Source organism: Fructilactobacillus fructivorans (assembly GCF_001434095.1).
GTDB classification, from domain to species: Bacteria; Bacillota; Bacilli; order Lactobacillales; family Lactobacillaceae; genus Fructilactobacillus; species Fructilactobacillus fructivorans.
This window is the reverse complement of sequence record NZ_AZDS01000002.1, coordinates 276713-297133: the sequence shown is the minus strand read 5'-3', so window position 1 is coordinate 297133 and position 20421 is coordinate 276713. Positions and strand designations below refer to the sequence as shown.

Annotated in this window: 26 protein-coding genes and 1 pseudogene; 4 read left to right on the top strand and 23 right to left on the bottom strand. The window is 40.9% G+C overall.

Annotated features, from left to right (window positions below; genetic code table 11):
* The 10 genes from FC73_RS03425 to FC73_RS03380 all read right to left on the bottom strand — a co-directional run.
* Window positions 1–271 (bottom strand): biotin carboxylase N-terminal domain-containing protein (locus FC73_RS03425; protein ID WP_275452695.1); only part of this gene is annotated, 271 nt, incomplete at its 3' end.
* 18 nt (window positions 272–289) lie between these two features.
* Window positions 290–706, bottom strand: a complete 417-nt coding sequence (locus FC73_RS03420; RefSeq protein WP_010022523.1) for a 3-hydroxyacyl-ACP dehydratase FabZ family protein — start codon at window positions 704–706, stop codon at window positions 290–292.
* Between the two features lie 2 nt (window positions 707–708).
* Complete coding sequence (locus FC73_RS03415; protein ID WP_056936289.1) at window positions 709–1155, bottom strand: acetyl-CoA carboxylase biotin carboxyl carrier protein; 447 nt, start codon at window positions 1153–1155, stop codon at window positions 709–711.
* Window positions 1155–2390, bottom strand: a complete 1236-nt coding sequence (gene fabF, locus FC73_RS03410) for a beta-ketoacyl-ACP synthase II (RefSeq protein ID WP_010022518.1) — start codon at window positions 2388–2390, stop codon at window positions 1155–1157. The genes FC73_RS03415 and fabF overlap by 1 nt, the downstream gene beginning before the upstream one ends.
* A gap of 26 nt (window positions 2391–2416) precedes the next feature.
* Window positions 2417–3160 carry a 3-oxoacyl-ACP reductase FabG gene (gene fabG / locus FC73_RS03405; RefSeq protein WP_010022517.1) on the bottom strand — a complete coding sequence of 248 codons (744 nt, stop codon included), beginning with the start codon at window positions 3158–3160 and terminating at the stop codon, window positions 2417–2419.
* Window positions 3161–3163: 3 nt separating this feature from the next.
* On the bottom strand, window positions 3164–4075 hold the full coding sequence (locus FC73_RS03400) for an ACP S-malonyltransferase (RefSeq protein ID WP_010022516.1): 912 nt from the start codon (window positions 4073–4075) through the stop codon (window positions 3164–3166).
* Window positions 4076–4100: 25 nt separating this feature from the next.
* Window positions 4101–4364 carry an acyl carrier protein gene (locus FC73_RS03395; protein WP_010022515.1) on the bottom strand — a complete coding sequence of 88 codons (264 nt, stop codon included), beginning with the start codon at window positions 4362–4364 and terminating at the stop codon, window positions 4101–4103.
* Window positions 4365–4398: 34 nt separating this feature from the next.
* A complete protein-coding gene (locus FC73_RS03390) occupies window positions 4399–5376 on the bottom strand; it encodes a beta-ketoacyl-ACP synthase III (RefSeq protein WP_010022514.1) in 978 nt (325 codons plus the stop codon).
* A gap of 20 nt (window positions 5377–5396) precedes the next feature.
* Complete coding sequence (fabZ, locus tag FC73_RS03385) at window positions 5397–5843, bottom strand: 3-hydroxyacyl-ACP dehydratase FabZ (RefSeq protein ID WP_010022512.1); 447 nt, start codon at window positions 5841–5843, stop codon at window positions 5397–5399.
* 55 nt (window positions 5844–5898) lie between these two features.
* Window positions 5899–6441 carry a hypothetical protein gene (locus FC73_RS03380; protein ID WP_010022510.1) on the bottom strand — a complete coding sequence of 181 codons (543 nt, stop codon included), beginning with the start codon at window positions 6439–6441 and terminating at the stop codon, window positions 5899–5901.
* A gap of 137 nt (window positions 6442–6578) precedes the next feature.
* Here FC73_RS03380 and FC73_RS03375 point away from each other — a divergent pair, with 137 nt between their 5' ends.
* Together FC73_RS03375 and FC73_RS03370 are read left to right on the top strand one after the other, a co-directional pair.
* Entirely contained in the window at window positions 6579–6962 is a 384-nt protein-coding gene (locus FC73_RS03375) for a DUF488 domain-containing protein (RefSeq protein WP_010022508.1), read from the top strand.
* A 14-nt stretch (window positions 6963–6976) separates the two neighbouring features.
* Window positions 6977–7912: an aldo/keto reductase gene (locus FC73_RS03370; RefSeq protein ID WP_010022507.1), complete on the top strand. Its 936-nt coding sequence runs from the start codon at window positions 6977–6979 to the stop codon at window positions 7910–7912.
* A 53-nt stretch (window positions 7913–7965) separates the two neighbouring features.
* On the opposite strand, the gene FC73_RS03365 is transcribed toward FC73_RS03370, so the two are convergent.
* The 8 genes from FC73_RS03365 to pyrF form a co-directional block, all read right to left on the bottom strand.
* Window positions 7966–8652, bottom strand: a complete 687-nt coding sequence (locus tag FC73_RS03365; protein WP_010022506.1) for a hypothetical protein — start codon at window positions 8650–8652, stop codon at window positions 7966–7968.
* 99 nt (window positions 8653–8751) lie between these two features.
* Window positions 8752–9600 carry a hypothetical protein gene (locus FC73_RS03360; RefSeq protein WP_010022505.1) on the bottom strand — a complete coding sequence of 283 codons (849 nt, stop codon included), beginning with the start codon at window positions 9598–9600 and terminating at the stop codon, window positions 8752–8754.
* A 118-nt stretch (window positions 9601–9718) separates the two neighbouring features.
* Window positions 9719–10579 carry a hypothetical protein gene (locus tag FC73_RS03355; RefSeq protein WP_010022504.1) on the bottom strand — a complete coding sequence of 287 codons (861 nt, stop codon included), beginning with the start codon at window positions 10577–10579 and terminating at the stop codon, window positions 9719–9721.
* A 123-nt stretch (window positions 10580–10702) separates the two neighbouring features.
* Window positions 10703–11587 (bottom strand): aldo/keto reductase, encoded by an 885-nt coding sequence (locus tag FC73_RS03350; RefSeq protein ID WP_010022503.1) that lies wholly within the window; start codon window positions 11585–11587, stop codon window positions 10703–10705.
* A 59-nt stretch (window positions 11588–11646) separates the two neighbouring features.
* Complete coding sequence (locus tag FC73_RS03345) at window positions 11647–12831, bottom strand: hypothetical protein (protein ID WP_010022502.1); 1185 nt, start codon at window positions 12829–12831, stop codon at window positions 11647–11649.
* 128 nt (window positions 12832–12959) lie between these two features.
* A complete protein-coding gene (gene adhP, locus FC73_RS03340; RefSeq protein ID WP_010022501.1) occupies window positions 12960–13988 on the bottom strand; it encodes an alcohol dehydrogenase AdhP in 1029 nt (342 codons plus the stop codon).
* A gap of 146 nt (window positions 13989–14134) precedes the next feature.
* A complete protein-coding gene (gene pyrE, locus FC73_RS03335; RefSeq protein ID WP_010022499.1) occupies window positions 14135–14758 on the bottom strand; it encodes an orotate phosphoribosyltransferase in 624 nt (207 codons plus the stop codon).
* A gap of 2 nt (window positions 14759–14760) precedes the next feature.
* Window positions 14761–15489, bottom strand: a complete 729-nt coding sequence (gene pyrF / locus FC73_RS03330) for an orotidine-5'-phosphate decarboxylase (protein WP_010022498.1) — start codon at window positions 15487–15489, stop codon at window positions 14761–14763.
* 251 nt (window positions 15490–15740) lie between these two features.
* Between pyrF and FC73_RS03325 the strand changes: the two genes are divergently transcribed.
* Together FC73_RS03325 and FC73_RS03320 are read left to right on the top strand one after the other, a co-directional pair.
* Window positions 15741–17000 carry an MFS transporter gene (locus FC73_RS03325; RefSeq protein WP_010022497.1) on the top strand — a complete coding sequence of 420 codons (1260 nt, stop codon included), beginning with the start codon at window positions 15741–15743 and terminating at the stop codon, window positions 16998–17000.
* 58 nt (window positions 17001–17058) lie between these two features.
* Complete coding sequence (locus tag FC73_RS03320) at window positions 17059–17277, top strand: P8 family protein (RefSeq protein ID WP_010022495.1); 219 nt, start codon at window positions 17059–17061, stop codon at window positions 17275–17277.
* Between the two features lie 99 nt (window positions 17278–17376).
* Here the strand turns inward: FC73_RS03320 and FC73_RS03315 are convergent, their stop codons facing one another.
* The 5 genes and pseudogenes from FC73_RS03315 to FC73_RS03295 all read right to left on the bottom strand — a co-directional run bounded on the left by FC73_RS03315 (window position 17377) and on the right by FC73_RS03295 (window position 20339).
* Entirely contained in the window at window positions 17377–17694 is a 318-nt protein-coding gene (locus tag FC73_RS03315; protein ID WP_010022493.1) for a winged helix-turn-helix domain-containing protein, read from the bottom strand.
* A gap of 79 nt (window positions 17695–17773) precedes the next feature.
* On the bottom strand, window positions 17774–18037 hold the full coding sequence (locus FC73_RS03310) for a hypothetical protein (protein ID WP_010022492.1): 264 nt from the start codon (window positions 18035–18037) through the stop codon (window positions 17774–17776).
* Between the two features lie 86 nt (window positions 18038–18123).
* Window positions 18124–19056 (bottom strand): DMT family transporter, encoded by a 933-nt coding sequence (locus FC73_RS03305; protein WP_010022491.1) that lies wholly within the window; start codon window positions 19054–19056, stop codon window positions 18124–18126.
* Between the two features lie 22 nt (window positions 19057–19078).
* Window positions 19079–19341: pseudogene (locus FC73_RS07170) on the bottom strand (DUF7671 family protein).
* 59 nt (window positions 19342–19400) lie between these two features.
* Window positions 19401–20339, bottom strand: a complete 939-nt coding sequence (locus FC73_RS03295; RefSeq protein ID WP_010022486.1) for a DMT family transporter — start codon at window positions 20337–20339, stop codon at window positions 19401–19403.
* Window positions 20340–20421: the final 82 nt, after the last annotated feature.

Here is a 20421-nt window from a genome sequence, read left to right as displayed (position 1 = left end):
AATCAGCGTTTTCAGACAAAAAGCCATACCCCGGGTGCAAAGCATCACAACCGGTTAGTACCGCTGCATCAACAATTGCCGCCATATTGAGATATGACTCGTCTGGAAATGGTCCACCGATACATACTGACTCATCGGCCAATTTTACGAATAAACTATCAGCATCGGCCGTTGAATAAACCGCCACCGCTTTAATATTCATATCATGAAGCGCACGGATAATCTGGACCGCAATTTCGCCCCGATTAGCCACCAGTACCTTTTTAAACATTAAATCACCTTTCACTCACTATGATTCAACCGCAAACATCAACGTTGCATTAGCGATTTCTTGTCCATCCCTAGTTACAACGCCCTTTCCAATTCCAATATTATGTTTAACTTTCAGTAAATCCACCTTGAGATGTAAAACATCTCCCGGCCTGAAGTCATCTTTAAATTCCGCTTGCTTGATTCCACCAAAGAACGCGTTTTTTCCGTGATACTCTGGCATTGATAATAGGGCCACTACCCCAGTTTGAGCCATGGATTCAAGCACTAATGGTCGGGGCAACGTAGGATGATTACCCTGATTAGCAAAATACCATTCGTTACCAGCCAGCATCTTAGTCGCCGTGGCTCCCTCACCAGGAGTAATGTCCTCAATCCTATCAATCATTTGAATTGGAGGACGTTGAGGAATGTAATCATTAACATTCAGTGTCATAACTAGTCCTCCTTAATCTCGTAAACCGGTTCGTTGTACTCAACCATGGAACCATTATCAACCAATCGTTTAACAATCGTTCCACTAACGGGACTCTTAACTTCGTTAACCATCTTCATAGCTTCAATAATGCAAACCGTCTCACCCTTTTCAACCCGATCACCATCTTTTTTAAAATCAGGTTTCTCGGGACTAGGGGCAAAATAAAGAATCCCTACCATGGGTGCCTTTAACTGATAATTATCATTGGTCGGTGCATTAAGCTGCAAGTTTTCTTTTTTGGTTTCCTTTTCATCACCAGCATCACTTTTTTTAACGTGTGTTACTGGCTTTGAATGACTATCAATTTTTGAGAAATAGACCTGTTGACCATTTTCATCAACTTTTAATTCCTGCAGATTTGATTTATCAAACTTTGTAATTAACTTTTCAATATCTTTTTCATTCATTATTGATTCCACTTCTTTATTGCAAGGACCGCGTTATGGCCACCAAATCCAAACGAATTACTAATTGCCGTATTAACTGGTCGTTTAGCGTTGGTCTGATCAACCAATCGAATATGACTCTCGGGATCCTGATGAGTAACTCCAACGTTCACGGGCATCTGACTCCGTTTCATGGCACCAAGGATTGCTACCGCCTCAATGGCTCCGGCAGCTCCCAGAGCATGACCGGTCATCCCCTTAGTTGAGCTAACCAAAACGTGATCATTATCTTTAAATAACTTACTAATGGCCTTGGACTCAGCAACATCGTTGGACTGAGTAGCGGTTCCATGGGCGTTAATGTAGTCCAAATCAGCCGTCTTAATGTTAGCTTCATCAAGTGCTTGTTGCATTGCTCCAATGGCACCTTCTCCGTCTGGATCTGGAGCCGTTAGGTTATAAGCATCACTGGTTTGGCCGTAACCCACGATTTCACCTAAGATATGTGCACCACGTGCTTTCGCGTGATCGTAATCTTCAAGAACAAGGGTCCCAGCACCGGCACCCATTACGAAACCATCACGATCTTGATCGAATGGCATCGAGGCGCGTTCGGGATCTTCACTTGAAGATAAGGCTGTTAAGGCAGCAAAGGCCGAAATGCCAACGGGGGTAATCGCTGCTTCGGATCCTCCAGCAATCATCATCTTGGCCTTTCCAGCTTTGATGTATTCGTATGCATCTCCAATGGCGTTGATCCCAGTCGCACAAGCAGTTACCACTGCTTTACTGGTATTTTTCGCACCAAAGTAAATGGAAATATTTCCAGCCGCCATGTTAATGATGGTTTCTGGGATAAATAACGGGGAAAGTCGACGTGGACCCTTCTTATACATCTTGAGAACCTGCGTTTCGATGGTACTAATCCCACCGATTCCAGACCCATAGATGACGCCCAGATCCTTTCCATCGTACTCACCACGTTTTAACCCAGCTTGATTCATTGCTTCCACGGCACTATAAAGTGCGTATTGTGCAAATGGATCTACTCGATGATAGTCTCGTTTAGCTAAGCGTTTGCCTGGATCAAAGTCCTTTACACCAGCTGCCACGTGAGCTTTAATCTCAGAAGTGTCAAAACTAGTGATTTTTTCAATTCCGACCTTTGAAGCCAACAAATTATCAATAAAAGTTTCAGCATCGTTTCCGATCGGGGTTACTGCACCCATACCCGTAACAACAACTCTATTACCCAATTGAATCCTCCCTTAAGTAAACGGAACTACATTGTGAGTCCGCCATCAACAGTGATTACTTGACCAGTAATGTATTGATTATTAATTAAAAACTCGATTGTTTCGGCTACTTCTTCAGCATTTCCAAAACGATGAAGTGGGATAGTATCTTCCCACTTTGAAATAATCTTGTCACTTAACTTAGCCGTCATATCGGTATTAATCATTCCGGGAGCAACCGCGTTACAACGGACGCCTCGAAGTGATCCCTCTTGAGCGGTGGTCTTAGTTAAACCGACAATTCCTGACTTACTGGCAGAATAATTGGCTTGGCCCATATTTCCATGAAGACCCGAAATACTTGAAGTGTTTACAATCACTCCAGCTCGTTTCTTTTGCATGGTCTTTAAAGCGTACTTTGTCATGTTGAAGGTTCCAACCAGGTTCGTATCTAACACGGTCTTGAAGTCTTCTTCACTCATCCGGGTCAGTAATTTATCCTTGGTAATGCCAGCATTATTCACCAAAACGTCCAAGTGATCATGCTCGTCTAGAATTTGATTAACCATTGATTCAGCGTCTTCTTCTTTTGAAACATCACCAATCAGAACCTCAATTTCGGTATCAAACTGTGACTTTAAATCTTTTACCTCATCGTTATTCAGTTCTCTATGAGAGTTAATGATCACCAAATTATTAGGATTCTTAGCTAAACGTTTGGCAGTTGCCAGACCAATTCCCTTGGTAGCACCAGTAATTAAGACCGTGCTCTTATCATTTGTTGTTGTCATGAATTAGTCCTCCAAACCAAGTTTTTCTTGTAAGTCAGTTAGTTTCTTTAAACTATCAACGCTATACGCGTTAACATCTTTAAGCGTTTTCTTCACAAATTTAGTTAGGGTGTTTCCAGGCCCGATCTCAATGAGAGTATCAACCCCATAATTATTAATCATCAATTCCAAATCTTCTCTAAAATGGGTAGGGTTAACTAATTGACGTGTCAACGTATCGGCCAGATTATTCTCATTAAAGAGATCCACATCGGTGTTACTAATAACTGGGATGGTAGGGGTCTTAAATGCGACGTTCTCCATGCGCTTGGCCAGCAAATCACTCGCTAATTGCATAAGTGGCGTGTGAGAAGACACGGCCACTTTTAATGGAACGACGCGCTTAGCACCCCGTTCCTTAAGGATCACGCTGGCTTTTTCAACCCCAGCCTTGGTTCCACCAATCACAGTTTGTTCACTTGTATTAAAGTTGGCAGGATACGCTCCGTCAATTTTACTGGTAACATCGACCACTACGTCTGGGTCAATTTTTAGGACAGCTGCCATGGAGCCTGGATTTTGTTTCCCGGCTTCATCCATATAGTGGCTTCGATCCCGAACTAGTTTTAATCCTGATTGAAAAGATAGTGCTTTAGCGGATACTAAAGCACTATATTCACCCAAACTAAGTCCCATCATCGCTTGAGCCTTTGGTAATTGATCAGCTAAAATGCGATAAATACCATAACTCATCGTTAAGATGGCAACCTGAGTGTTTTCAGGATCGTCAAAAACCTTGGGATCGGATAAATCGAGATTTAAAGTCCGTGACGCGGTATCGACTATGTTCCGATAAGTATCATTATTTTGATACAAGTCAGATCCCATGCCAGGAAACTGTTGTCCCTGTCCACTGAATAAATAACCGATTTTCAAAATTCAAAACACTCCTAAATTTTATTTACTTTTTATCCTTGTCGTCAATCTGTTTGGCAACATAATCAACCAAGTCAGAAACGGTTCCCATACCTTCGTCACTGTCAATTTCGATGTCGTAGGCATCTTCTAGGGCATCAACAATTTCAAAGATATCTAGTGAATCTAAATCCAAGTTATCCTTGAAGTTGGCGTCCATTTTAATATCATCTGGGTTGATATCGGTTTGGTCAGTAACCACCGATTTAATCTTGTCAAAAATCTGATTCTTATCTGCTTTTTCAGCCATAAATAATCACTCCATTAATAAAATTTATTTGTTCTCAATAATTAATTATAACAGTTCCAGTAGTTAATCCGCCACCAAAACCGACAAGGGCAACTTTGTTCCCTCTTTGAATTTTACCGCTTGTAAGCAAATCTGCCAATAGCAGCGGCTCACTGGCCGCCGCTGTATTGCCGTACTCATCAATATCGATCGGAAATCGATTTTTTGGTAAGCCCAGTTTTCTGACAACACTATTAATGATACGTGCGTTGGCCTGATGCATGACAAAAACATCAATGTCATTAAGTGATAAATCCGCATCAATCAGTGCTTCTTTAATTGAAAGTGGAACCTTTTTTAAAGCAAAATTAAAAACCTGGTGCCCATCCATCCTGAAAAATTGTTTTTCTTGGTTTGGATTTTTGCCAAAGGGAGTAACGTCAGCAAAATGACCAGCCGTTAGCGCTGAACCTAAATTGCCAAAAGTCTTAAGCGATTCACCTAAAACTTGTGAAGATGAACTGGGATTATTTTGAACTAACACACCAGCTGCCCCATCACCAAAAAGCACGGCGGTTGATCGATCTGACCAGTCTAGAAGTTTACTTAAAACTTCTGCTCCAATCAAGATTCCACAACTACCGCTCTTTTTTGCTAACAGTGAATTAAGGATCGACGTTCCAAATGCAAAGCCAGTACATGCCGCGTCGATGTCAAAAGCAACCGCGTTCGTGGCACCGATAGCTCCCTGAACGCTGGCAGCCGTTGCTGGTGTCTGATAATCAGACGACATCGTGGCTACAACCACGTAGTCCAAGTCTTTGGGATCAACCTGGGCCTTCTTTAAAAGCGCGTGGGCAACCTCAATACTCATTGAAGTAGTTGATTCGTCCGTTGCAATGTGCCGGCGTGAGATTCCTGTACGTCGCTTAATCCATTCATCAGAAGTATCCATAATCTGAGCTAAATCATCATTAGTGACCACCCGATGTGGAACACTCTTGGAACTTGCCATAATCTTAAAAGCACTCATTACCTAACACCTACTAATCATCAATCAAGCCGATTTGCTAACGAAAACTCCAAGGTGGCCGAGCAAGCCTTGTTACCGTCCACTTCACCATCAGCTGCTACAACGTATCTGCCGTTAGCAGCTTCTTTAAGATCAACGTGAACTTTCAAAGTATCGCCGGGTCGAACCATGTGACGAAACTTGACGTTCTTTGTTTTATCAAGTTTCGTTTCTTTCTTCTGGGGATCTTCATTAATTGATTTCAAAATCAGGATTGACGCCACCTGAGAAAGGGTCTCAACAATTAGAACTCCTGGCATTAATGGAAAGCCAGGAAAATGACCCTGAAAGTAGTTTTCATTAGCGGTCACGTTTTTCACCGCATCAATTGACTCACCTGGAGTTAGTTGATCCACCCGGTCCACAAATAAGGTCGGATTTTTGTTTGGAAGAATTTCCATAATTTTATCAATGCTTAACTGTTCCATTTTTTCATCTCACAAAATTTAGTTTGACGTTACAGATGTGACGTTTAGTAACACCTTAACGCTTATTTAAGCTCAAAGCTTCATTACTTACTAACAAAACTTTATCCTTCGAATTATATCCAATTGCCCAGCGATTTCCGTATCGATCTCCAGGAATTCCAGGAAATTTATCGGCTTCGTCGCTATCCATATCTTGCAAGTAATCGTATGATTCGGGAATTGGGGCTGAATATCGATCAATTCCAACACCATCAACATAATACATCCGCCAATGTTTGGTGTCATTCATGAAATGATGTTCCTGATCATAGGATCCGGGCATCACTTCAACACTATATTCAGGGTAATCTGGATTAACCAGAACAGTATGACCATTATTCATCATCGCAGAATAATAAGTCCCATAGTCCACCAAATCAGGATAACGATGACGTTCGATTTTTTGTCGTGGCGCCAGTTCAATATCTGTTCCATCAATCACTCTTCGTTTATTAGGATGTCGCTTTTCATCGATTTCAGTTTGAAATTTTTTCAAAAATCCATTGGCTGATCCATGCAACTTTGAGATGCCATCCGAAATCCGATTTTTTCTAACCAATATACTGTCCCTCCTTAAATTTTTTAACACTTGATTTTACCACATCGGAGACTAAATTCTAACGTTTGCACCCTCAAATATCGTATACTTACTTATAGTATAAGAGATTCAATAATCGATGGAGGTAGGCAGGAAAAATGGAATTAAAGCTTGAACGAATCTACACCAAACCCGCTGATAAAGACGGTTATCGGATTTTAGTGGATCGGTTATGGCCCCGTGGAATTTCCAAGGTCAATGCCGATCTGGGTGTCTGGTTTAAGTCAATTGCCCCAAGCACTGACCTTCGGAAGTGGTTCGGACACGATCCAGCTAAGTTTGATGAATTCAAACAAAAATACCTGGCAGAATTAAAAAACAATTCACAGATGCCAGGATTTGTATCATTAGTAGCCACTCATCTAAAATCTGGTAACGTAATTTTATTGTATGGAGCGAAGGATACCAAGCACAATCAAGCGGTTATTATCTATCACTACTTGCTAGACCAACCAGAGATTAAAGCAGAACTCAATCAGTAATGGAGGAATTTAACATGAAAACAGTAAAAATCGGTAAATCAGACGTCACCACAGTTCCATTAGGTTTAGGTACTAACGCCGTTGGTGGACATAACTTGTTCCCTAATCTAAGTGATCAAACTGGAATCGAGATCGTTAAAACAGCCTTAGATTCTGGAATTACCCTGTTGGACACCGCTTTTGCATACGGCATGGGTGAATCAGAAAAGCTTATTGGTGAAGCCATCAAAGATTATGATCGTTCCAAGATCCAGATCGCTACCAAGGGTTGTCAAAAAGTTCAAAGTGATGGCAGCGTTGTGATCGATGATTCACCAGAATACTTGAAGCAATGCGTTGAAGATAGCCTCAAACGACTTCAAACGGATTACCTTGACATCTTTTACATTCATTTTCCAGACGATCACACTCCGTTAAACGAATCGGTTGCTGCTCTAAATGAAATGAAAAAAGCTGGTAAGATTCGTGCCATTGGAGTCTCAAACATGTCAATGGACCAATTGAAACAAGCTAACCTTGACGGCTTAGTTGACATTGATGAAGAGGAATACAACCTAATCGACCGTTCGGCAGAAAAAGAAAGATTCCCATACTTGAAGGAACATGATATTTCATTTGTACCATTCTTCCCACTAGCATCAGGTCTTTTGACCGGTAAGTACAGTAAGGAAACCAAGTTCCCTAAAGACGATATTAGACATGATAACCCTGACTTTAAGGGTAAAGAATTCGAAAAAATCGTTGATAAGGTTGATCAATTAAAGCCAATTGCTGACAAACACGATGCCACAATTGCCCAAATTGTCCTAGCTTGGTACATCAAGAATCCCGATATTACAGTTGTCATTCCTGGTGCTAAGAAACCAGAACAAGTTAAGAGTAATGCTAAAGCCTTGGATATCAATCTTACTCATGCCGAGTACGATCAAATTAATACCCTTTTTAAATAATAATTAGAATATTAAAAAGAGCTTACTGATGTAAGCTCTTTTTTTACGTTAATTTACTTTTTAATTTCGCGATAGAAAATAATCTGAGCCGCTGAGTTCCAAAAGCTAATGATGATCATCGGAATGTAGACTAGCACTGAAACCACAGCAACAACGATCCCATTCCCCTTAAAAGCTGAGGTGATGGCGGTCAGCAGAATGGTTAACACCATGTACATGCAGAAAAACAACAGTTGTAATCCAAAGAAGTTCCATTTGTATCCCTTAGTCGTTTTCCATGCATCCGTAAATGCCTGGGTAATGCCAACCTCATCGCCAGCTTCAATATTGTCTTGATACGAATACATCCATAGTCCCCAACCAACGGATAAAATTACTCCGGGAACGATGAACAGTAGCGTTGCAAATGCTTCCGCAAGGGCCATCAAAAGTCCAACAAGAATAATAACAGGCCAGTTATACTTCCGGTTAAAAGCCACAAAGGCATTCTTGAACTTGAAACTCCCCGTTTGCATACTTTTGGCATATCCCATTGCTAACGAGGCCGAAAATAAGATTCCAACTAACCCGACAATTAGCTCAAAGATTGAGAAAAGGGCCCTTTGCATTCCCTGCAGCTTAAGTAGCATTGAAGGATCAGAAAATGCCCCAACAATTCCTGCTGGAATCCCCATTAAAAACATCATCCACCAGTGTTTCTTAACAACTTCCCACGACTTCGTCATTGCGTTTGCAATCATATGTAATTCCTCCATTTTCCGTTACTAGAATTATCACACGCCCCGTTCATTTTGACAATGTAAAAAGCACAACCAAATGGCTGGTTGTGCTCCACTTTGTTATTTAATTTCCTCATAAAATTTTGCGTAACCCATGAAAATCCATACATTAAAGAAAAGAAAAACTGCAACCGCCATCAGACCAATTAAAATCAGAAAGATGTCTCCTACAATCTTTAACGATAGAGCAACGGCAAAGATCGCCCACAAGATAATTCCGATAATTCCTAACAACAGGAAAATTGCCAAGGCAACTAATAATAAGGTAAATTTAAATCCAAAGAGGCTCCATCGGTGTCCTTTCATCATTTCTAAAGAGGCTCTAATACCATAAAAGAAGGAAACGTGCTTATTTTGTCCCTTGGCTTCAAAGTAAGCCAGATACATAAACTGCAATCCTAGTCCAACGTAGGCATACAAAAAGAACCAGGCAATTATTAAACCAATCCCGACAATCGCAATCAACAGTTTCAGCCAAACGTTTAGGGAAAAGCTTCCTAACAGGGTCGCAATCCCCCAAATTCCACCTATCGTAACACCAGCATATAAAATCATAATCACAATTATAAGAAGTAAATAACCAATCGAAATCAGCCACGTGTTACCCCTAGTAAAAACTGCAAACGCATTTTTAAAGGGAAAGTGACCGTCTTTTTCACCCAAAAGATATCCCATAATAATGGACATCCCCAAAATATTAGTGATAAGGGTGATCACGATCCGCATGATCATTGAAACTCCTGATGTAAAAATATCGTTCAAGTTCATGATCTGAGTTTCCTTCATAAAATAGATCTCGAGCCCAGTTAAAACGAAATAAATAATCACATACGGAACTGTCATCAAGAGGAGTCGCCAGAAATATTTTTTGGTGGTACTAAGTGCTTTACTAATTGCTTCAATTGCCATAGATATGATACTCTCCCTTAAAAATTAATTAGGTCCAGGATAACGAACTTTTGCGTAAAATGAAAATCCACAAAAAAAGAGAAGCCCATCAGCTTCTCTTTTAAAATTATCTTATTAACTATTTAATTTCTTCGTAGAACTTGATATTAGCCATTGCGAACCATACCGTGTAAAAAATTGAAATAGCAACGGCAAGAACAGCCAAAACTGCTTCTAGTACAATCGCAAAGACGGTCCAAGTTAGCATTGAAGCAAAGATCCACCATAACAAGGCCCCCACTACCGCAATGATAGCAAGAGTAACGACGGCAATGATTAAGGTCAAAAGTTTCAAACCAATCAAATCCCAACGCTTACCATTCATGAGGTTCCAAGATTTCGAAAATCCAGCCATCAAATGTAATTCTTGACCCTTCCGTTTGGCGTCAAAGTAAGTTAAGTAGATAAAGGCTAAGCCGGTAGCAACGAAAATCCAAGCGATTCCAACTAAAGCCAAAATCACAATGCCCACAATAATCAGAGCAATGATCTGAGCGGTTGTGGTATTAAAACCAAAGGCCTGAGGTACAAATGACGCACTAATTACCCCTACGGCGGCAACAAACAGTGCTCCAAAAATGAAGCTAATCAGATCCATGAAGGCAGCGTATAAGGCTGCTACCAACCAAGTATTACCCTGCTTAAAGGCCACAAAGGCATCTTCAAACTTAAAGGTCTCGGTCTCATCACCAGTCAGATAACCCATGGCGGCCGACTCGAACAGAACCACTCCGATAATTCCAACTAAGACGGATATTAACCAGACACTAAAACTAGCGCCAAAACTATAACTTAAACTCAAAGCTTCAGAATTCTGCAGGCTACTAACAACTCCGCCAAGAATCGCAGAGATTAGGATAGCGGGAACAACCATTGCCAGCAAAATCCAAAAATGCTTTTTAGTGATATTTAAGGCACTTTTAATTGCTTTAATAATCATAATATTTCTCCCTTTGTTAATTTGTTTTACACTTTTATTATAACTAAATCTTAATAAAAACGCTATCAGTCGCCACCGCAGGCAATAAAAAAAGAGAAGCATATGCTTCTCTTTTGATTAATATTAATCGTCCCATTGATCAACAGTGTCAACTGGAGCATCAGGATTTCCGTTCCAACGGAAGTCACCGTACCAAATTGAACGCTTGTCAACGTTTAGACTGTTAATTAAACGAATGTCGTCATCATCAAGTTCAAAATCAAAGATGTCAGCATTAGCTTGGATATACTTTTCGTGAGCTGACTTTGGAATTGAAATGATACCACGTTGCATGTCCCAACGAAGAATGATCTGTGCGGTTGATTTACCGTACTTTTCAGCCAACTTCTTAACAAGTGGATTGCCTAAGGCTTCTCCACCACCAAGTGGTGACCATGCTTCGAGTTTGATGTCATTTAGATCACAGTATTCTTTAATGTCAGCTTCTTGTTCCAATGGATGGAATTCCATTTGGTTAACGGCCGGCTTTACGGAAGAATGCTTCATTAAGTCTCTAAGACGACGAATGTTGAAGTTTGAAACTCCAATTGCGCGAGCTTTACCTTCATGATAAATCTTTTCAAGGGCGCGCCATGTTTCCTTGTACTTGCCATTTACTGGCCAGTGAATCAGTAGTAAATCAACGTATGGAGTTTGAAGACGCTTCAATTGGCCTTCAAAAGCTTCAAGTGTTGAGTCATATCCTTGATCACCGTTAAATACTTTAGTTGTTAGAAAAACATCTTCACGTTTTAACCCGTTGTCAGCTAAGCCCTTTTTCAGACCTTCACCAACACCGGCTTCATTACCATATTGTTTAGCGGTATCGATTGCTCGATAACCATCATTTAATGCCCATTCAACGGATTGAGCGGCAGTTTTGTTGTTGCTCTTCCAAACACCCATTCCTAATTGGGGCATTTCAACGCCATTATTTAAACGTACTTTTGATTCTAAGTCTCTACTCATACTTAACACCTCCATGAATACATTGTAGGATATCACGCTATTTATTTCATGGATTCTGCTTATTTATTTTGGGTTAAAGTAACCGTAAAATCGAGGATTCCCTTGTTCACGACGTTTAAAATATACTGAAATAACATCAAAATCCACGCAAACGCTAGCGTAAATGAGGTAATCTCAAAAGCTGTGAGTGAAAAGTAGTGCACGACCTGGAAGAGAATACTGGCTAGTACCAGGAGAAAACCAATCAGATAAGAGGTCTTTAAAAAGTTCTTGGAAATCCCAGGCCACAGCCACCGAATTCCCGCAATTAAAATAATGATAATCCAGACTAACGACCACCCAAACTGCGTATGCCAGAAGTGCATCCACGGAACCTGAATGTCATTCGGAATGATTCCAATTGCGGCAACGTTAAAAGCCATTAAAGTCATCAGAGTCCTTAAAATCCAAGTCTGAACGGTGGGCTTTTGGACCGACTTCAATGAAACAAACAAGAAATCAATCACGGCCCACATCAATAAAGCCGAAAAAATAATGGTCAAATTAAACTGCCAGCTATCAGTGGCCCGACTGGTCCCAAGAAAGCTCAGGTTGTGTTTCCACCAGTAACGGTGACTGTTAGAAGACATGGAGATGAGGACTCCAGACACGATGATCAGGTTCAAGAGATCAACTAGCAACGTGGGTGTCAAAGCCACGGCTACCCCGATCATGACGTAGTTCACGATCCCCTCTAAAACCGCAATGATAATGGTTGCTGTATAAACATCAAAAGTTGCCCCCTTAAAGGCAATTCCCAGTATCCAAAAGATTCCTAGTAATCCAACCAGTAAGCTAGCCGTAAACGACAGGACAATTGTTGGAAAATTTCGCCAATAGATGTTGCGATAAATGGTATTTTGCGGATTCTTCCGGCTTTTAACCAAAAAAATCGTAAACAAGAGTGCACCAAAAATCAGACCAAAGACAATGGTTCCACTTGCAATCGAAAACTGACCACTCAAGGGAATAATCCGAAAATTCCGATACTTAAAAAATATTAGGACCATGACGGCAGTTAGAATGGCCGGAATGAGAGACCACCAGATTGACACGTTCCAAGAGTCCGCACTTCCATCATTAATTTTTTCTACCACCATCCCTTGCCGTCGCAGTGTGAGCTTTAATTTAGCATCAGGCTTAATGTGCAAGCGTTCTACCACTTGATTTGGAATGGCAATTTTATACTTGGGGTTTTCTTTCATTATGCTTCCTCGTTCGTTATGAATTTAAAAATAATCTCATTTCTCCATTATAACGAACATCGAAGTAATTATTAAAAAAAGAAGCAGAATTTGAACAATTCTGCTTCTTAATTAATTATAAGTTTAAATTATTTTTCGTCGCCAGTGAAATCAAAGACAACTCGACCAACAATCTTACCGGCCTTCATGTCATCAATGACGTTATTGATGTTTTCCAATTTGTCGGTTCTAACGATTGGTTTAACCTTTCCTTCAGCACCGAACTGGAAGGTTTCTCTTAGGTCTTGTCTAGTTCCTACAAGTGAACCAGCAACCTTGATGCCGTCAAGAACCGTCTTATCAATGTTAAGTGCCATGTCACCCTTAGGAAGAGCAACGGCAACCAATGTTCCATTAGGTCTCAAGGCGTTAACTGATTGAGTGAAAGCGTCTGGATTAACGGCCGTAACGATAGAATCGTAAACACCGCCAACCTTGTCCTGAATTTGTTCAGCTACGTTACCATCGTGACGGTTAATCAAAACATCGGCACCGTTCTTTTTAGCGGCTTCCAACTTCTTAGGGTCACCGTCAACGACAACCACTGGTGCACCAAAAACATTGTGAGCTAATTGAACCCCAAGGTTACCTAAACCACCGGCACCTACGACTTCAACCCACTTACCTGGTTTCGTGTCACCAATCTTCAAGGCTTTGTAAGTCGTAACACCAGCACAGGTTAATGAAGTTGCTTCTACGGGATCCAAACCTTCTGGAACCTTAACGGCGTACTTAGCATCTACGATACATTCTTCAGCCATCGCACCATTAACGGTAAAACCAGAGTTTTTAACGTTCCGACATAGAGTTTCATTTCCAGTAACACAGTACTCACAGGTTCCATCAGCTGAGTAGAACCAGGCAATCGAAACCCGATCACCAATCTTTAAGTCGGTTACATCGTCTGCAACTTGAATTACTCGGCCAACTCCTTCATGTCCAATGATTCGGCCAGGAACCTCACCGAAATCACCTGAAGCCACGTGCAAGTCAGTGTGACAAAGACCACAATATTCAACTTTAACTAGGGCTTCACCCTCATGAATTGGACGTAACTTGACATCTTTAACGTCTACATATCCATCTGAATTATCTCTAACAACTGCTGCTTTAACCATAATCACTTCTCCTATTTTTGTAATTATATTCATCTATCTATCAACAATTCCTATCATATAGTTAAATTTTTCACGTGTCAATAACGAATTGTAAGCGATAATAGATCGTAATATATCCTTAAAAATTGGGAAATAAAAACGGTAATTTATTTCCATGACCATGGATCCTGATGCCACTTGTTCAACCGTTCATACTCATCATTTTGAATTTGTTCATCGTTAAGCATTTGCTTAATTAATTCTGGATAAGTTAGTAGTGGCACAAATTTTAAATTAGCCTTTTTAAAATTATCAGTAGCGTCCGCAAACCCATAGGAGAAAATTGAAACCACCCCGTCAACTTGATAGCCGTCAGCTTGAACTGCCTTGGAAGCTTTAATCACGCTTCCACCAGTTGAAATCAGGTCATCAATTAGGACAATGTGGTCAGACGGTGTTACCCTTCCCTCGATTTGTTTACTGGTTCCGTGATCTTTGGGCTTGGATCTGACGTAGATCATCGGTAACTGCATTTCTTCCGCTACCCACGCAGCATGAGGAATGCCAGCGGTGGCAACACCGCCAATGACAGTGGCGTTGGGAAAATTAGTTTCAATCAAATCACCAAGGGCCAGATAAATTTTACGTCTTAACTTCGGATACGAAATTGTCAAACGAAGGTCCGTATAGATTGGCGACTTAATCCCACTCGCAAATGTAAACGGCTGACTGGGGTTAAGTTGGACAATTCGATCACTTACGAGGTCCTTTAAAATGCTAGTTGTATTCATCATTAATCCACCCTTTTCTTAAGATTCCATTCATCATCATACTTTTGATAGGCTCGATAGGGATGCTCATTCTGAGTAATTGGCCTTCCAACGACAATGGCGGAAGCACCGTGTTCTCGAGCCTGCTCTGGAGTTGCCACCCGCTTCTGATCCTCACTGGCGTCATCCCTGCTCCGGATGCCAGGAACCACGTAGTCAAAATCATCGCCGACCTGTTCCACGAGATCATTCAACTCTTTGGCAGACGTAATCACGCCATCACAACCAGATGCCTTAGCTAAGTTAGCAAGGGAAACGACCTGTTCATTCATAGTTAACGAACAGTTTTGTTCGTTAGTGAGCGCCGTCTGGGAAATGGAGGTTAATTCGGTTACTCCCAGTAGCTCAGGTACCTTCTTATTTGCCTCCGCACTCCCATCAACTAGCCCCCGTTTGGCGGCACGCATCATCTCACTACCACCAAGAGTATGGACTGTCACGTAATCGACTCCCAGTTTGGCCAGTTGAAACATTCCAGCATAAACCGTATTGGGAATGTCCATTAACTTTAGATCCAGGAAAATCGAGCATCCCTTATTTTGAATTTCCCGCACTGCTTCTGGTCCGTAACGGTAAAAGAGTTCCATCCCAATCTTAACGATCAACTGTTCTGGATACGGAAATTGATCAAGAAAAGTATTCACATCCATTTGGGTTGGAAAATCCAACGCAATCATCATTGTTTTTTTCATTTTTTACCTCACAAAAATGGACCATTCCGAGACAAATGTCAGAGAATGGTCCTTTAGAATTAAATTTATATGAATTGATAAACATAATTTTGGCTTCTCTGAACCAATTTAATTAATGATTACTCCTAATATAGGGAAGATTGGTCGGCTCGTCAAGTTCAAATTGGACCTTGCAAAAATAATTTTGCTATGCAATAATCGCTAACAGCAACAAATAAAAAAGACCAGTGAGTCTTAATTTGGAGGAAATTATGGATAATAATATAACCAATGATACTGAGCACAGCCACGCAATGAGCAAGAACCAAAAACTAGTTTTACTATCATCTAGTTCTGGATTTGGTCTTGAAAACATGGATGTGCTCTTTCTATCTTTCACGATGAGTTCGATGATTGCTTCGCTCCACATTTCAGCTGGAGCTGCCGGTCTGATTGGAACCATTACTAACTGGGGAATGTTACTTGGTGGAGTCATCTTTGGCTTTCTGGGCGATCGATTTGGCAGGGTCAAAACGTTTACATACACCATCTTCATCTTTGCGTTTGCGACAGCTTTAATGGGATTTGCCAACAACATCTATCTCATTTACTTTTTGAGACTACTGACCGGAATCGGAGCAGGCGGTGAATACGGGCTGGGAATTACGCTCCTTGCGGAAGCCTTTCCCAAGAATAAGTTAGGTAAAATGTCGTCGATTGCCTCGGTTGGCGGCCAAGTCGGCGCACTACTTGCGGCCGTCTTAGCTGCTTTTATTATTCCCCACTTGGGTTGGCACGCACTCTACCTATTTGGATTAATTCCCATTGTCTTAATCTTCTTCGTTCGTCGACACCTTTCGGAATCCAACGAATTTCTGAAGTCCAAGCAAGAACAAACCATTTCCACCGCAGAAGCCATTCGAAAATACATGTTTTCTGACTTTCAAACGTCCTATCAAAGTATCGGTTTGATGATCATGACCACCGTCCAAATCGCCGGTTATTTCGGCCTCATGAACTGGTTACCCACCATCGTTCAAAAGCAAAGCGGATTGAACGTTGCCGGATCATCACTTTGGATGATTTCCACCATTATCGGAATGAGTGTGGGAATGATGACCTTTGGTTCCATCTTAGATCGCATTGGTCCTAGACTTTCATTTGGAATCTTTTTAATTGCCTCGTCAATCATGGTCTATCTCCTGGTGCTTGCCCACACTACGATTGCCCTCCTAGTAATTGGAGCGATCGTCGGTTTCTTCTCCAATGGGATGTATGGCGGATATGGTGCAGTTGTCAGTCAACTCTACCCCACCGAGGTTAGAAGTAGTGCTAACAACATTATTGTTGGTGTCGGTCGAGCGGTTGGCGGAATGTCATCGGTGATCATTGGGATTTTAATGGACCAGTATAACCTGATGGTTGTAATGATTTTCCTTTCCGTTCTATATTTAATTAGCTTTGTGACAATGTTAAGCATTCCTGGCATCAAAAAATTAAGTAAAAAGGCGAAATTAAGTGCAAATAGCTAACACTTTTTGCTAAAAAGAATTAAAATAGAAGTGAATAAATGAAAAGGGGATATATAACATGGCTGATGATTTTGAAACACCACGTGTATTAGACGAAAAGATGTCAGAAGTATTTGATTGGAGCGATGACTCAATTCCTGTCCGTGATGCCTTATGGGACCACTACATGGAAGATAACAGTCATGACACCATGAAGACTGAATCCGACATGGAAAAGTACTTAGACATGAGCGATGACGACGTTAAAGCTGATGCTGAAAAGTTACTTAAGAAATAATTTTTTATTTTCCTGAATCCATCAATTAATTGATGGGTTCTTTTTTATACAAAGAAAAAGAGATGACATTTTTGCCATCTCTCTTTTTGATTATTAATCCTACCGATTCGTAACCAACTTATATCCTCGCATTGGCACCGTCTTGATCCTATCTTTTAAACCAACCTGACCAAGCTTATGTCTCAATCTGCTAATATCATCCTCAATGGCATCTTGGTCAATAAAAGCACCGTTAGCCCACAGAAAAGTCATTAATTCTTTTTTTGATACTAGCTTGTCTTTGTGCTCAATAAAAAGCACCATCAGCGAGGTCTCAGTAGCGGTTAACTTAATGGATTGAGTATTACTACTCAACTCACCTACCGCCGGATTTAAAGTGAATCCATCAAAGCTGAACTCATTCGTCGTACCCGCCAAATTATCATTTCCCTTCTTTTAAAGATCTTCACAAAAAAAGAGAAGCTACCATTGCAGCTTCCCTAGAAATTATAGATTATTAATCGTTGTCGTCCAAATCATTAACAACTTTTTCGTAATCCTTCATGAATTTGTCGTAAGCGGCTGAGTCAAACTTGTCGAACTTGCCAACTTCATGAAGGGTTCGTTTGATTTCATGAATAGCACGGTGTTCTTCCAACCAACTATGAACTTTGTGGCCCTCTTTTGATTCAGTGCCTTCTTTGTCCAAAGTCTTTTGCAACTTGTTCATGATTTCTGAGATCTTGTCTAATGCTTTTGTCTCTTTACTTTCTTCTGCCATAATAATCTCTCCCTTTATTAAGATTGACACTATTATATCCTGAAAGATTGGGCCTTCAAACCAATATGCTCAAATGCTTAAGAAAGTTATAAGAGCTCCTCTTGATTCTTGTGTCGTTGTACATACTGAAGGATGTAAACCGCCAGAATAACCAGAACAGCACCTAAGACTTCAACCCAACTAATGTGAGTATGTAAGAAGATCACACTCAGGACAAAGGTTGCTACTGGCTGAATCGCATCCAGTAAACTGATAACCTCTGATGAGGTAAAACGAGAAGCGTAGATTAGTGAGGAAAAAGTAAGCAAAGTTCCAAACAGAATGATTCCACAAACGCCAAGCACTCCGCCCATTCCTAAGTGAGGAACGTTGGTCCATACCGGGTGGTTAATGTTAAAGGCCAAGCTGGCAATTAAAGTTCCCCAACCAAGAACAACGATGGGTGAATTATCGTGAGCAAGTGGTCGTGGCAGAACCACGTATAAAGCTGCGGTAATTCCAGAAATAATTCCCCAGAAAAATGATCCCATTGGAATTGATAGTTGTGAAATATCACCTTTGGTAATTGATAAAAACACTCCAGCCAAGGCCAAAACGAAGACCACGATGTCCATCTTCATCGGCTTTTTATGCATAAACACAAATCCACCTAATAAGATAAACAGTGGTGATAGGTACTGCAAAATCGTAGTTGCGGCTGCGTTACCGGTCTGAATACTGACATAGAAACTTCCCATGTTAGCTGCTAGTCCAAACAAACCATACAAAACCAACCACATGATTGACTTCCACGACTTAAAGACACTAAAGATTCCCTTACCATAAATAATGGCACTAACTAGTAACAAAACAATGGCCGCACCAGTGGTACGGGCTGATAGAAACCAGGAAGCTGGAATCCCAACATTTTGTGAAACATACTGTGTTATGACACCAGCAACACCCCATGAAGTTGACGCAAACGCCGCTAAACAAATTCCCTTAACGGTGTTGCTCATCTTACCCGTTCTACTTTTCATATTATCTCCTCACAGTTTCCAATTAATCCAAGTGTGACTCAGCTTCATCAATAACTTTTTTATCAACATAATCATCTAAAAAACGCTCCATCGGCGTATACCGATGCCGTTTGTTAAAAGATACACTAAAATCCTGCACAATGGCAACCCTTAATCGATTTTCCGTTAAAAAACTTGACCGATCCGATGAAAATGGCCCCTGGTATGTTTTCCAATTCGCCAAGTATGAAGTTTAAAATTGCCGTTCTCATCTTTTTTAATTACATAATTACCGGCATCATCCATTGCTAGTGGAACTCCGGTAAACCGCATTACTTTATATTTATTTGCCATGATTATCTTTGTTACAGCTTCTGTTGTTTCACGTTCCGGCGCTTGGAATCCTGCAAAATGTAAATTGCGAGAATTACTAACGCTGACCCAACTACTTCCATCAAACTAATCTTAGTGTGTAAGAAGAGCACACTCAAGATGAAAGTGACCACTGGTTGAACAGCATCCACCAAACTAACGTCTTCTGAAGAAGCAAAGTGCAAACTGTGAAGCAAACATGCAAATGGAATAACCGTTCCAATGATTACGATGGCTCCAATTCCAACGATGGCACCAGTAGTTAGGTGTGGAACCCCAACCCAGACTGGTTGATGAATGTTAAAGACCAAGCCCGCAATCAAAGTTCCCCAACCGAGAACCACAATGGGTGAATTTTCTTCCATTAGTGGACGAGGGATGACCACATAACAAGCGGCGGTAATTCCAGAAACAATTCCCCAAAGTAGGGCTGGGAGTGGAATAGCTAATTGATTAATGTCACCCTTGGTAATTGCCAGAAAGACCCCTACAAGAGCTAATAGAAAAACGATTAAATCGATCTTGTAAGGTCGCTTATGCATGAACAAAAATCCACCCAACAGGATAAATAATGGCGATAAGTACTGCAGGATCGTTGCCGAAGCCGCATTTCCATCCTGAACACTAAGGTAAAATGACATTAGGTTAGCACCTAATCCGATGATTCCATAAGCGACGATACAAATAATGGACTTCCAGTCTTTAAAAACATGGAAAATCTTGGTTCCATACATGATGGATCCGATCACTAAAAGCAAAATTCCAGAAAAAATGGTTCTTACTGACAAGAACCATGAGGCTGGAATGGCAGCATTTTGTGAGACAAACTGGAGAACCACTCCAGAAACACCCCAAAAGGTTGATGCCAGGGTTGCCCAGGCAATCCCTTTTAATACTTTACTTTTTCCGATGCTAGTCTTATCTTCACTCATATTTTCACCCTAACTCGGTCACGACCGATTTATTTTTTTACATATTAATAAGTTAATTTTAGGCGTAAAGCGAAAGCCGGTC

Bases quoted from the DNA above. Each gene is read 5' to 3' on its own strand.
- pyrE (WP_010022499.1), bottom strand. From the start codon at position 14,758: ATGAATACAACTAGCATTTTAAAGGACCTCGTAAGTGATCGAATTGTC.
- FC73_RS03370 (WP_010022507.1), top strand. From the start codon at position 6,977: ATGAAAACAGTAAAAATCGGTAAATCAGACGTCACCACAGTTCCATTA.
- FC73_RS03415 (WP_056936289.1), bottom strand. From the start codon at position 1,155: ATGAATGAAAAAGATATTGAAAAGTTAATTACAAAGTTTGATAAATCA.
- FC73_RS03375 (WP_010022508.1), top strand. From the start codon at position 6,579: ATGGAATTAAAGCTTGAACGAATCTACACCAAACCCGCTGATAAAGAC.
- FC73_RS03295 (WP_010022486.1), bottom strand. From the start codon at position 20,339: ATGAGTGAAGATAAGACTAGCATCGGAAAAAGTAAAGTATTAAAAGGG.
- fabZ (WP_010022512.1), bottom strand. From the start codon at position 5,843: ATGGAACAGTTAAGCATTGATAAAATTATGGAAATTCTTCCAAACAAA.
- FC73_RS03420 (WP_010022523.1), bottom strand. From the start codon at position 706: ATGACACTGAATGTTAATGATTACATTCCTCAACGTCCTCCAATTCAA.
- FC73_RS03310 (WP_010022492.1), bottom strand. From the start codon at position 18,037: ATGGCAGAAGAAAGTAAAGAGACAAAAGCATTAGACAAGATCTCAGAA.
- FC73_RS03355 (WP_010022504.1), bottom strand. From the start codon at position 10,579: ATGATTATTAAAGCAATTAAAAGTGCCTTAAATATCACTAAAAAGCAT.
- FC73_RS03395 (WP_010022515.1), bottom strand. From the start codon at position 4,364: ATGGCTGAAAAAGCAGATAAGAATCAGATTTTTGACAAGATTAAATCG.
- FC73_RS03390 (WP_010022514.1), bottom strand. From the start codon at position 5,376: ATGAGTGCTTTTAAGATTATGGCAAGTTCCAAGAGTGTTCCACATCGG.
- FC73_RS03365 (WP_010022506.1), bottom strand. From the start codon at position 8,652: ATGATTGCAAACGCAATGACGAAGTCGTGGGAAGTTGTTAAGAAACAC.
- FC73_RS03320 (WP_010022495.1), top strand. From the start codon at position 17,059: ATGGCTGATGATTTTGAAACACCACGTGTATTAGACGAAAAGATGTCA.
- FC73_RS03350 (WP_010022503.1), bottom strand. From the start codon at position 11,587: ATGAGTAGAGACTTAGAATCAAAAGTACGTTTAAATAATGGCGTTGAA.
- pyrF (WP_010022498.1), bottom strand. From the start codon at position 15,489: ATGAAAAAAACAATGATGATTGCGTTGGATTTTCCAACCCAAATGGAT.
- adhP (WP_010022501.1), bottom strand. From the start codon at position 13,988: ATGGTTAAAGCAGCAGTTGTTAGAGATAATTCAGATGGATATGTAGAC.
- FC73_RS03305 (WP_010022491.1), bottom strand. From the start codon at position 19,056: ATGAAAAGTAGAACGGGTAAGATGAGCAACACCGTTAAGGGAATTTGT.
- FC73_RS03345 (WP_010022502.1), bottom strand. From the start codon at position 12,831: ATGAAAGAAAACCCCAAGTATAAAATTGCCATTCCAAATCAAGTGGTA.
- fabG (WP_010022517.1), bottom strand. From the start codon at position 3,160: ATGACAACAACAAATGATAAGAGCACGGTCTTAATTACTGGTGCTACC.
- FC73_RS03360 (WP_010022505.1), bottom strand. From the start codon at position 9,600: ATGGCAATTGAAGCAATTAGTAAAGCACTTAGTACCACCAAAAAATAT.
- FC73_RS03325 (WP_010022497.1), top strand. From the start codon at position 15,741: ATGGATAATAATATAACCAATGATACTGAGCACAGCCACGCAATGAGC.